6 protein-coding genes and 1 pseudogene are annotated in these 12,314 nt (G+C 57.1%); 3 read left to right on the top strand and 4 right to left on the bottom strand.

What is annotated here, in order from left to right; translation table 11 throughout:
- Nucleotides 1-158: pseudogene (locus tag F3J43_RS24110) on the top strand (IS3 family transposase); the annotation flags it as partial.
- Between the two features lie 605 nt (nt 159-763).
- On the opposite strand, the gene F3J43_RS14605 reads toward F3J43_RS24110, so the two are convergent.
- Complete coding sequence (locus F3J43_RS14605; RefSeq protein ID WP_166887541.1) at nt 764-3,331, bottom strand: AAA family ATPase; 2,568 nt, start codon at nt 3,329-3,331, stop codon at nt 764-766.
- Nucleotides 3,332-3,992: 661 nt separating this feature from the next.
- On the opposite strand from F3J43_RS14605, the gene F3J43_RS14600 reads away from it, so the two are divergent.
- The gene (locus F3J43_RS14600; RefSeq protein ID WP_166887537.1) at nt 3,993-7,802 is read left to right on the top strand and encodes an NACHT domain-containing protein; all 3,810 of its coding nucleotides are present in this window, start codon (nt 3,993-3,995) and stop codon (nt 7,800-7,802) included.
- A 939-nt stretch (nt 7,803-8,741) separates the two neighbouring features.
- Here F3J43_RS14600 and F3J43_RS14595 read toward each other — a convergent pair.
- Both F3J43_RS14595 and F3J43_RS14590 read right to left on the bottom strand, forming a co-directional pair.
- Entirely contained in the window at nt 8,742-9,437 is a 696-nt protein-coding gene (locus F3J43_RS14595; protein WP_166887534.1) for a lipopolysaccharide kinase InaA family protein, read from the bottom strand.
- Between the two features lie 212 nt (nt 9,438-9,649).
- Nucleotides 9,650-10,576 (bottom strand): alpha/beta hydrolase, encoded by a 927-nt coding sequence (locus F3J43_RS14590; RefSeq protein WP_286184603.1) that lies wholly within the window; start codon nt 10,574-10,576, stop codon nt 9,650-9,652.
- A 119-nt stretch (nt 10,577-10,695) separates the two neighbouring features.
- Here F3J43_RS14590 and F3J43_RS14585 point away from each other — a divergent pair, with 119 nt between their 5' ends.
- Nucleotides 10,696-11,625, top strand: a complete 930-nt coding sequence (locus tag F3J43_RS14585; protein ID WP_166887528.1) for a LysR family transcriptional regulator — start codon at nt 10,696-10,698, stop codon at nt 11,623-11,625.
- 42 nt (nt 11,626-11,667) lie between these two features.
- On the opposite strand, the gene F3J43_RS14580 is transcribed toward F3J43_RS14585, so the two are convergent.
- Entirely contained in the window at nt 11,668-12,105 is a 438-nt protein-coding gene (locus F3J43_RS14580) for a FimD/PapC C-terminal domain-containing protein (RefSeq protein ID WP_205297869.1), read from the bottom strand.
- Nucleotides 12,106-12,314: the final 209 nt, after the last annotated feature.

Here is a 12,314-nt window from a genome sequence, read left to right as displayed (position 1 = left end):
CGCCGATGGAGCGGTTGTTTCGTAGCCTGAAAACCGAATGGGTGCCGACGGTGGGCTACATGACGACGGCGTTGGCCGAGCAGGACATCGGGCGATATCTCATGCAGCGGTACAACTGGACACGGCCGCATCAGTACAACGGTTTCGTGCCGCCGGCGGTGCCGACGGTGGGCTACATGACGACGGCGTTGGCCGAGCAGGACATCGGGCGATATCTCATGCAGCGGTACAACTGGACACGGCCGCATCAGTACAACGGTTTCGTGCCGCCGGCGGTTACTGAGGAAAAACTCAATTCTGTGTCCGGGAATTGTTGACCACTACACACGTGAGGCCAATGCTACCGTCCTAGAGCCTGCATCGCGCGTTTAGCTTATGCACTTTCAGAAGCCGCGTTTACAACCGATCACTGATATCGGGATGCCTGCCCAAGCCTTTAGCCTCATCGGCGCCAAGGGCCAGACGCTGATCAATCTCACCACAGCCCCGAGCGCGCACTGCTCGGAGCGGAAAAGCTGATCGCGGAGAAACTGCGCAAACGGTATCGAGGGCAGCGGGCTCCAATCCCACCGGGCTGAGCTGAGCCGCTCCAGCCTGCCGCCGTCGTCTTGGTCAAACTAGGCTCACGTATCGATGAACAACCGCTCGCAGTCATCGAACGCTAAGCTATCCATACAGGCTTTCAGCGATACCGAGCGTCTCATCTAGAACAGCAGGAGCAGAACGCATCGGGCACCTGCTGTGCTTTGAGAACAACGAAAAGTCAGGCGGCCTGTGCCCGCCGCTTGATTAGTCCCTCACGCCACGCCTTGAGCGCTTCCAAATCTTGCAGTAGCTCTGGCGCCTCAGGAAGAAACGCTGGATTTTCCGCGGACTGGCTGTGTTCGTAGCAACTGTACTTGGTCATCAACATATCAATGAGCTCACAGTCCTCAGGGAGAATCTGAACAGCCCTCAGTCGACCATCGGTAGTTACGCTGCGTCGATGTCTGAGCACCACCTGATTCAGCAAGTCTTCCTCGACCGAACGCTCAACAAGCTTCCTGAAATCACTGCAGATACCCTGAGCCAAATCTCTATAGCTAACGGCTCCACCCGCCTCGCCTGCTTTTCTTGCGACATCCAGTCGCGCTATCAAGATATTGTTTGCCGACTTGGTGTTAGCGTTCCAAGTCGCTTGATCAGCAGGATGGCCAGCAGCACCATTGTAGGATTCGATGCACATCGGGCGGTAATGCTCCTTCCTCCATTTTTCGCCAACCTTGCGCGCCACATCTTCCAGGATACCGTACAGCGAAAGTCGGTGAGTCAGCACAATGACTTGACGCGTCTTGGCGAGTTCAACCAGCCGGCACGCGACAGACCATTCGAAATCCTGGTCGAGCGAGGAGATAGGATCGTCGAAGACAAAGGGAGCGACGCCCGGTTTGTCGCAGACGTCCGCAAGAAACGCCGCCAGGGAAATAATCCGGCGCTCCCCTTCACTCAATACCCCCTCTGGCATGCTACGAGCGTTTTTGACACCTTTGAGCTGCAGCTGATGCAACACCTTGCCATTACGCGTACGGGTCTTGACCAGCTCTACCTGAATACGCGTAGCCCCTAAGGCTCGCAGCTCATTATTGAAGCGCTCGACGTATGCCTCTGTAACTACAGCCTGCGCAACCTCAGCAGCCTTAAGGGAGATACCACGCGAGCCAGCCAGGCCTTTCCAACCGTCATAGGCTTTTACTTGCTTCAGACGCTCAATCTCTACGCGAACTGCTGCAGCCTGCTGAGAGACCCATTTTCTGGCCTCGAACGCAAGCTTATCTCTCCCCGCTTGTACGCGATCAAAGCCTAGCGCGTCCTCGTCAAATTGCTCTGCATCCAGCTCTAGCTGATCCTTGCTTGCGTTCAGCCGCTCGATTGACTCATTTTGGGCCTGCACAGCAATCGCCACCACTTTCAACTCATGCTCGACAAGTGCAGTTCTAGCAGCCGCCGCGAATGCCCAGAAATCCTTGAGGTACGTGCGCCACTCTTCGGGAAGCTCTGCCGCCTCGCATTGGGTCTGCAGGTTTGCCTCTACCGGAATGGCTGTCAACTGCTCCAAAGACTGGGTATACAGCTGCTCGGCAGTCGTGGCATCTGCCTCCAGCTGGCTATGGACAAAGGTCTCGAAATCTTCGAGGCGATGCTTGGCCTCCGCTGAAAGCTCCTGGTGACAGAGCAAGCATCGGGCCTCGTCAGTCACCGGAAACTCGCGGTCAGGATAAGGCAACGCCGAATAGAGTTTGGCGGCATTCCACATGGCACGCCACGTTGGGGTACCAACACCGTCCAGTACTGCTGACTGTACTTTTGCGCCTTCAACAGCGATTTGGCGCTTCTCGCTGGCGTCCTTCCGCAAGTTTCGGATGGACTGGAGGTTCGCTTCACAGAAGGCTTTGATACCGCCCTCCAGATCAGTGATGATCTTCTGAAGCTCCATTTTCCTGCGTCGCTTCTGCGCAGCCAGTGCTTTGGGGTCATCGGCCTTCAACCGGTCATTTAACGCGCCCAGTTGAAGCTCATCCTGCTCTCCCCAAGCCAATGCTGCCGTCAGCGCTGCCGGCGCAAGCGTGCCTAGCTTTCCGTAAATCGCTTTGGTGGGTGTTCCCTCATAAGCTCCTGGGAGAGCCGGTAATGCACTGATAAGCTTCTTCTGCTCATCATCGAGGGCTTCTCTGACCTGCTCGACAACGGTCGCGAGTTTTTCGAAAAGCCCCACGATCGGAGGAATGTAGGTCGCGGTGCTCTCTGCCGTCAGGTAATGGGCAGCCTCTTCGCTATCGAAGATGTCTACACCTCTCAACAGGTCAATGGCATCATTTCCCACCTGCCATTCGTTCGAATGCTCAACGCCATTGTGCAATGCGACGATGCTGCACTTGCTTTGCGCGGGCACGTCTTTGAACACATTGGTCTTCAGTTCGACCGCTCGTGGTTTCCCAGCCATCTTCTTGAGAATTCGTGTGTAACTGGACTTACCTGACCCGTTGTGACCGTAGATCACAGTGAGGTTGGCAGCCGCGAATTCCAGTGGCTGTCGTGGCTCAAGATTCTCAATGCCGGCGATATCAGAGATGCGAACAAGTCTCAACTCGTCATCAGCATTATGCTTGTGGGTCAACTCATCGAAGGTACGGTGCCCTGTTGCCTTCTGGCCGGCAGGTGTTTTAAGTATTTCGCAGATTTCAGCGATATCCGCTGCATCCACCCCTCCTTTTTTTAGAATCCTGTCAGCCGCTTCTTGCAGCCAATCGTTTTGCTTGAGCAACCACGTACGAATATCGGTTTGAACGTCCACTTACTTCCACACTCCCTGATGGTAGATCGTGGCGAAGCTAGCAAGATAAAAGACACACAGCTAGTAGGTTTACATTTAATTCTTAACTTTGAATTAGCCAAAAAATCGACGGTCAACTTACTGGCGTCAAATTTTATATTTCATAGGGAAATACTGTACATCCGCACAGACCAAGCGACGTAAAGTATCAGAGTCTTGGAAATGCACACGATCCCTCTAATGCGGCAGAATGGAACCGGCTGATGACAGTTCAAACAGCTCAGCCGGGAATACGAGAGGAAATCCTCCCGCACTCGAGCGCCCGCGGCCTGAATGCACCGAACCGACATCCGAAAGGCTCGTGCTCCTCAATGTCTCGGACAGCGAGCGTACTGTAAGCGCCCGCCCAACTCACCTTGCGTGAGCTGATCCGGATCCAGCCCGTCCTTAGTGGCCTATTTGTCAGCACCGGCACCCTAGCGAGACTGCGCTGCTTGTTGACTGGAAGGCGTTGCAGCACACTAAGCGTCCATCGTAAAGCAAGGTTCTGGCCAGCTTATGAACAGCCCACTTATAGCCTATTGCGTTGGTCCTGTGCCCAGTCACGGTATGCCATAAACCAGTTGACGTCTTCACCACATACGCTCTGAATAGCCCACCCTCTAAGGAAAGGACTCAGAACGTGGAATCTGCCAATCATGCTGACATCAATCGCGCCGTCTTCGTAGTAGATGGGCCAGCGCATATTCAACGCAACCTTCGGCTGAGCGACCTGGCCACTTTCCCTCGCGTCGTCATCCTCGGTGAGCCCGGGATCGGCAAGACTCATGCCCTAAAAAAACTGGCAATCGATGCCAAGTCATCGGTTGTCGAGGTACTCGACTTCACGGCCTCTCCCCCATCCGCCGACGAGGTGTTTCTGGATGCTTTGGATGAGTACATGGTCTATGAGCAGAACCTACTCGAACTTTCCAGAACTTTGAAAACGATTAGTCGCTGGCGCATATCCTGCCGCACGGAGTCATGGCGCCCGGCGTTCGTCACCAAGGCGCTTCGCACACCAGCTAAAGATCAGATTGTTGTCGTAAAGCTGCTGCCGCTCGATGTGTTCGAGCAAATAGCGCTACTCGAGCACTATCGTTGCCTGGAGCCGCCTGAGTTTTTACGTCATGCCGGTCAGGCAGGCGTCTCTACGCTAACCAAGAGCCCACTCAGCCTTTACCTGTTGCATAGAATCGTCACCGCGACCGGTGCATGGCCAAGGTCGAAACGTGATTTGTTTCACTCAGCCGTCAAACAACTTGGCAGCGAACATAACTACTTCCACCAGGAAACCAGGCGCTTTTCTGTAGATGAATGCTTGTCGAAGGCATCAAGATTGCTGCTGCTGATGTTAGTGACAGGCCACGGCACGGTCAGCCGCTTCGAGTCGTCGAACTCCGAGGAGCATGCAGCACGATCCATCACTCTCAGCCAGTGCGGGTTGTCCAAGGACGAACTAGACGGCGTGTTGGGTACTGCATTGTTTCAGGGTGACGGCAAGCATTTCACACCTGCCCATCGGGTCGTCGCGGAGTATTTGGGGGGGCATGCCCTCGCCCTGGCAGTCAAAGGCAGCGGCGATCATTATCGCTGCCCGCTGAGTCGCGCTACCGGCCTGATAACAGGTGACGATGGCAAAAGCCCTAATGACTTACGTGGCCTTTATGCTTGGTTTGCCGTCCATCTGGCCGAAATAGGCCTGCATGCCCAAGCGCTAGAGCTGGTTCGCGCAGATCCTGAGGCTGTACTGCTATACGGCGATGCGGCCGTATTCGACAACCATGCCCGGGAGCTATTGATTCAGGCACTGGGCGAACAAGACCCGCTTTTCGCGAGGCTTCCTGATGTGTCGGTTTCAGGACTGGTAGGGCCGGATATCGAGCCTTACATACTACAAAAGTTAAAGGCCCCATCCTCCTCTGCGCACACAATTTATGTCTTGTTATTGGCCATTCCCCGAAGCGAACCACTTCCTTCGTTGTCCGCCGAGTGCAAGCGGATTGTGCTGGACTGGCGATATGACCCACGTCTTCGATGCCTCGCAGTCGATGCCTGGGGGCATTGCGCGCGCGCGACATGCGAGGAGTATCGAGGGTTCTTTAACGCGCTTGAGCTCAGTCCTCATCTCGGTTGCCAGGCGGTCAGGGTTCAGTTATTGGCCGCTCTCGGTAGCAAACAGGTAACGACTGCCGATGTCGATTCAATACTTGCCATCCTGCATGTCTTCGTTGAGCAAGGCGCTATCGTGCAGCTCGTACTCGATTCGTTAGCCTCTGTGCTGGTCCAGCAGGGGCTAGGGGGGCGGGTATTTAACGATCGCTATTGCTCGCCCGCGCCCGTGGACCGCCTGTTTATCGAGTCGGTAGGAACGCTTTTGCTGAAAGATCCGGCGGCGACTGTTGATTTCGTTATGCAGATAGTCACGCTGATCGATGTCTCCCGTGACGCCCGAAACGAACAGGTCTTTACCCGCGCGTTGAAACACTGGCTCATGAAGGCCAAGGACCATGAAGATAAGCTTTTCGAGCAATGCGTACTCGGCTTTAAAGACAATTACGATATTTCAGAGCGCCTGCGATTGCTCAATGTCACGGCCACACCACAGAGATTGAACTGGGTGCTAGAAAACAAAGGGGGTGACGCGCAAGGCGGGTTTAAGAACGCGGCGATACTTTGCATGCAACTGGTGATCGGCTCAAATGACAAGCAGTTGGTCCGACATGTAGAAACGTTGCTCACGCCCCGAAAAGCGGAAGTAGAAGGTATATTTGAAATTTTGGCGACTGCCCGCGCTGACGATGACTTGGAGGATGACGCGTTTACGCTTCCACCCTGGTCCATTGGCGTTCCGATACCGGAGGACATGAAGAAACGGATGGAGGAGATACAAATAGCCTGCGCATATGCAATCCGCTATTGCATGAGAGCGTCGGAAAGCGACAGTAAACTTAACGTTATGCTGCTAGAACTGGTCTGTCGCACCCCGCAACTTCCGCTTGGCTCATTAATGTACACGGCGGCTGCGCTGCTGCATGCCGAGCAAACCGGATTTGCCGATATGCCCGTGCTGTCGCTGTCTACCTACGCCAGTGCGATCGAGGGTTCGGCGGCTGTCATGGAGGAGGAGCGGCGCGAGCGCGTCATCCTGCTTTGCCTCGATCAATTGTTGATCGCTGCCGATGCAGGTGTAGCTCTGTTGGATCAGCTTATGAACTGCTCTGATAGTGTCGTCAACTTAGTCTTTGACTGCATTGCCAAGCAGGATCGTCCATCTCCTGCGATGACAGAAACGATTCGTCGTCACGCTCTCTCATGTCCAGACCTACCTCCCTATGCCCTGGTGCCGCTGCTGCGTGCCATGGCCAGGCATCTGTCTCGTCGCGAGTGTGTCGAGATCACTGAAACGCACCTTTCATCCCCAAACTTAGGCGCCACTACCACATTTCTCTGGGCATGCTTCGGTATGCTGGCCGCGCCGGGGAGATTCCACACCCCTATTGCCTTCAGCATGGAAACGGCAGACCGGAACGCCCTCTATGAGTGCGTGACACGGGCAGATTTTTTCCGTGACTTTTTCAGTGCTGCCCCGAAGGTGGAAGTGCCGTTGGTCAAATGCCTAATCGAGGGGCTGGGCCGTCATGCTCAGCACCACCCTGAGACCATGGATGAAGGAAGTTTCGTACTCTCCCGGCTCATCGCCGATCTGGGTAGCCCCTTGGATGAGGCAGCGATCGAGGCGCTGGATGATCTGTGTGCAATGGAACATCTGGGAGCATGGCGGACTCTGCTTCAACACGAACGCGCGAACAGTCAGCGTGGAATGAGAGCGATGCAGTACAAGCACGTTGACGTTCAATCCTTCGACAATGTGCTAGGCGGCTGCGGCCCCATCAGTGTGAGAGACCTCCGGGCGCTGCTGGTCGAGCTACTGCTTCAGCACAATAAGGAGATGGATTCGAGCGAGAAATCTACATGGCAGCAATACTGGGACTACCCGAAGGGCACGGACACTCAGAAAAGAACGGGGTCACCTAAAATAGAGAATCATTGCCGGGATCACCTCGTCATTCGGCTCTGTGACTGGCTGAGGGCATTCGGGAATATCAAAGCGACCAGCGAGGTACAGTTGAACGCGCAAGTCAGGGCGGATGTACTTGTTCGCGATGAGAAAGGTCATGTTGTGCCGATTGAAATCAAGCGCCATGACCACAAACAACTGTTAACCGCACCACTGAGCCAGCTTGCATTCTATACACGCACTCAAGGAGCCAATGGTTATGGTATTTACTTGGTGTATTGGTTCGGGAAAGCGCTCAAGACGTACAATGGAGTGAAGGCCAGCAGTGCTGCCGAGCTTTCAGACCAGCTCAAGCAGATAGTGCTGAGCCACGGCCTCGACAAGATCGAGGTGGTCGTCATCGATGTCTCCAAGAGAGGCCGTGACGTATAGGATGTCTCTAAGAGAGGCCGTACAGTGATGTGCGGCCCTGAGGGTGGCGGCGAATATCCTCCGCCTTGCCGTGCCATGATGCGACTTCTGCCCCCCTCTAGTCCTGAAGGTTCCTCTGCGCAAGCCCATAGGGAAAGCGAAACCGTGAGAACGACATCCAGCATTCCTTCCGTATCCGTACTCTCTGGCACGAGCCCTTTCAGAGTGCCGACGAGCTTTTCGTCCTCATCGTGCAACATCACACCACCGGCGTCCGGAAGGTCGAGCCAGGATGGACACCTGCGCGGCGAGCGTCGCCAGGTAATGAATGCGATAGCCGATCACCTCGCTGTTGACGTGGGTCCCTCCACCTAGGTGCGACCATTGATATCCGTGCGCTTGACCTGTTCAACCGTCGACACTTGTTCAACCGTCGACGTTGGCCCATTGCTGGGCGGCGTGGGCAACTTCAGATGCGCTTCGTATTAGGCGAGGTTGGGGATCGGGGATGCGAACTCGAGCCGTTGCCCAGCAAGCTCTGCAGCAACAGACTATGCATTGGCTCGATGGCTAGCCCGATTTTTTCGATGCGGATCATTGAATGAAGGTCCGACCAATTGCGCGCAGTCTTGAAAATCTTCGGTTAGCCATCTCCCTGTGGTCGATGGTGCGTCCACGGACAGCGAAATAAATTGGTCCGGGGTACGGAAAACGCATTCTGTGAACAGAAATCGATGAACAGCTTAGCTCATCACCGGGATTTTCAGCCAGAAATTACGCTATGCCGGACTTGTCATGAACATCTAACATTGCCCATAAGTTAAATTCAATATGACCGAAGCCCCCATAACCTCTTGAGGCTTCGCTCGTCATCAAAGCCGACTGGTTTGAAAAGCCTGGGAGTTGCTGCTCTGCGCCATTGACTGGCGCAGTCATCATGGACGATAGATCATCCAACCGTCACAGGAGATGCTCAGCATTTTGGCCGAACGTGTATCTATAGCCCCTGCAGAACGCTTCCCATTCTTCACCAAGCCACTCCGATCGACGTTTGACCTGCCTCAAATCATGCCGGGCTGCCTGTTTCGCGGTGAACCGTTTCCTGGCCTTCTCGAGGTCAAGCAACGCCACTTTCACGCTCGGCTCGCTGAAATCTACAAAGACATGTTTCAGGTACAAGCAACCATGTTGCCACCGCCCAAGGTTCAGCCTGGCGAGCACTCGGCCGTACGCCTCTAAAATCTCATGGTGGCGTCTGGGGCCAACTGATTCTTCTAGCCCCTGGGCATAAAAGTCTTCCAGCGACATGTAGCCATCAAGAGCCGCCGTCACCATCACCGCATGCCAGTCTCCATCACGTTTCTGCACATGGGCATGGAGAAGCGATGGTGTCGCTACTCCCAGCAACGCCGCCGCCCTGAGGGCCTTCGCCTCGCGGGCAACTGTCGGATGACCAAACGGGTGGGCAAAACTTCGATAGACGTGCCCAACTTGCTGTTTCTTGTAGAAAGTCTGGCCCTTCAGCTCGACTCTCAGGACACCGCTCTCCCCACCTCTACGAAGGTTAGGAGCTTCAACCCAGACCCCGGGCGCATTGAGGATATCCCCCACCGACGGGGTGCAGACTCTCGGACTTGAGAAATTATTATTGTTCATTGAGTTCACTTATTTGCCTACCATGGCGCGGAGAGCCTCAGAATTTAACAATCAACTCGGGAAGAAGTCGACACTGCAACGCCGTGCTACCGCCGGCAAGTGCCTTTCGAGGGGCAAGCCCGCTCCGTCGCCTGCACAGGCGCAATGGCCCGTGCATTCGACGCGTCCACGAAGCCATTACCCATGGACGCGCGGGCAATACTCAGTTGCCCTCAGAGGTGTTTGCGAAAGAACGGCACCAACTGCTCCAGGGCCTTGGCGACCGGCGCAGGCTGGTCATACAGGTCGTAATGAGTCGCTCCTTCGACGATCTGCAAGGTCTTGTCGCTGGAACGCGCTCGATCGAACAGGTCGAAGCCATCGCGGAACGAGCCGAACGCACCCGGTGTCCCACCGCCAATGACGATGTGCAATGGCTGCGTCAGCAGGCGCTCGGCAAGGAAAAATGCGTCCCAGCCCAGTGCCGGTGCCACGCTGGTAAAGCGCAGCTGGTTCGGCGAGCCGGGTTGCTGGCCGCGTGGCGTCTTGTAGTAGTCGATGGCCTCGACAAGGTCGACATCGTGAATACCCGCCTGCTCGCGCTCGGCCTGGGAGTTGGGAATGTAGGTCACCAACAGCGGCTCGGCGCCGCGTGCTTCGGCGGTGCGTTGCTTGCCGATGGCTTCCAGGGTTTTCAACGCCGCGTCCGCGCTCATGTCGCCTTCGCGCATGATGCGTCCGTAATTGGCTGCCACCACGGTGCCCACGGCCTTTATCCGGCGCTCGGTCATGGCCGCGTTGACCGCGTAGCCACCGCCTCCGCAGATACCCAGCACGCCGATCCGGGCTTCATCGACATAGGGCAGCGCCACGAGATAGTCCACGGCGCAACGGAAGTCCTCGACCCGCAGGCTCGGGTCCTCGCTGTAACGCGGCTCGCCACCGCTGGCTCCCTGGGTGGAGGCGTCGAAGGCCAGGGTGATGAAGCCCTGCTCGGCAAGTTTCGCCGCATAGATCGCGCCGGACGTCTGTTCCTTGCAACTGCTGATCGGGTGGGCGCAGATGATGGCCGGGTATTGGCGGGCTTCATCGAAATCCTTGGGGAAGCGGATATCCGCGGCGACCGGCCAGAGACGGTTGTTGAAGGTAATGCTTTTCATGGATAGGTCCTCGTTCACGGATGCTGCCTGAAGAGTAGCGGTTTCGGTAAAGTCTACGGCGGCCTTGACCTGGTTATAATCCAGCAGAATCAGCATTCAGCCATTAGCAGGGCTTCTTAATGAGTGGGAACAATCTCAAGGACCTCACCGCCTTCCTGATGGTCGCGGAAGAAGGCAACTTCACCCGGGCAGCGGCTCGCCTGGGGATTTCCCAGTCGGCGCTCAGCCAGGTGATCCGTGGTCTGGAGGCGCGGTTGGCGGTACGCCTGTTCGCCCGCACCACACGCAGCGTGTCGCTCACCCCCGCCGGAGAAAAACTGCTGCAGCGGGTCGGCCCGGCCATGGCGCAGATCGACGCCGGCCTGCAGGAGATCACCGAACTGCGCGACAAGCCGGCCGGCACCGTACGCATCAACGCCGACGAGTACGCCGTGCTCAACGTGCTGCAACCGGCCATCAGTCGGGCCCTGCCCGGGTTTCCCGATATTCGCGTCGAGCTGAGCATCGACTACGGCCTGAGCGATATCGTCAGCGGCCGCTACGATGCCGGCGTACGCCGCGGCGGCCTGCTTGCCCGGGACATGATCGCCGTGCAGATCAGCCCGCCTCACCCGATGGTGGTGGTCGCCTCCCCCGCCTACCTGGTACGGCGCCCGGCACCCAGGCACCCGCGCGAATTGACCGAGCATGCCTGTGTCAACCTGCGCCTGCCCACCCACGGCGAGTACTTCCCATGGGTCTTCGCCAAGGCGGGCAAGGAGCAGCGCATCAAGGTCGACGGCCAGTTCGTCGGCAACAACATTGCCTCGGCGCGCGATGCCGCGCTGGCCGGCCTGGGGTTGGCCTACCTGCCGCGTGAGTATGTGCTCAAGCCTCTGGCGCGCGGCGAACTGGTCGAGGTCCTGGCCGGCTGGTGCAAGACCTTCGAGCCTTACTACCTCTACTACCCCAGTCGCCAGCATCGCTCGCCCGCGTTCCTGTGGTTGCTCGAGGTGCTGCGCCACGAGCCTAGGGCACCATCCCGCGGCACCGATGGCGGCAGCGCATGATCGCGCCGGCACTGACCTGACCGCGATCGCGCGATCTTGCCATTACTGGCCGCAGCGCAATGGCCGTCGTTCGTAGTTCAAGGCTTCATCGCGCGACGACAACGCATAGCTCGCCTGGCAGTGCTGGCCATCCCAGCGAACCGTCAAGGTCCCCTCCACCTCCTCGACCAGCGCCAACGCCTTGCCGCTCGGGTCGGATATCGCCAGCTGCTTGCCGCTGGCGTCCTCCAGCGCGGCGCCGAACGGGATACGTCCGCCCTGGCTGTCGAACAGCTCGAACTGCACGCGCCGCCCGCTCTTGCCCGTATAGCGTGCCAGCACAACCGCCCCTCTTCGCGGCACCAACTGCTGGGTGGCGTTGTCGATCTCGATGTCGGCGCCCAGGTCGCGGGTGTCCAGGCTGATCCAGGGTGGTACATGAAAAACTGGTGTAGGGGATTGTCCGAGTCTCGGTGTAGAGCACCGTATCATCGGGCGCATCGCGCGGTATCGTGATATTGCCAGGCCCGCTGTAGCTGAGGTAGCGCAGGCTGGCCGAGGTACAACTGGCGTGGGCCGCCCCTGCAACGCTGCACAGGAGGGCGATGCCCAAGCCCTGGAAGGCTCGGGCGCTAAGGAAGTTGCCATGGTTCATGCTGCCTGTGTGCTCCCTGGGGGCTGACGCAGAAAGCGCGTAGGCTATGCGTTTG

The organism is Pantoea sp. Cy-639 (genome assembly GCF_011752525.1).
Classification (GTDB): Bacteria; Pseudomonadota; Gammaproteobacteria; order Pseudomonadales; family Pseudomonadaceae; genus Aquipseudomonas.
The sequence above is the reverse complement of the archived record's forward strand: the minus strand, read 5'-3'. Positions and strand labels throughout refer to the sequence as shown.

Coding starts and splice junctions, on each gene's coding strand:
- F3J43_RS14595 (WP_166887534.1), bottom strand. CDS start 9,437: ATGAACAATAATAATTTCTCAAGTCCGAGAGTCTGCACCCCGTCGGTG.
- F3J43_RS14590 (WP_286184603.1), bottom strand. CDS start 10,576: ATGAAAAGCATTACCTTCAACAACCGTCTCTGGCCGGTCGCCGCGGAT.
- F3J43_RS14585 (WP_166887528.1), top strand. CDS start 10,696: ATGAGTGGGAACAATCTCAAGGACCTCACCGCCTTCCTGATGGTCGCG.
- F3J43_RS14580 (WP_205297869.1), bottom strand. CDS start 12,105: ATGCGCCCGATGATACGGTGCTCTACACCGAGACTCGGACAATCCCCT.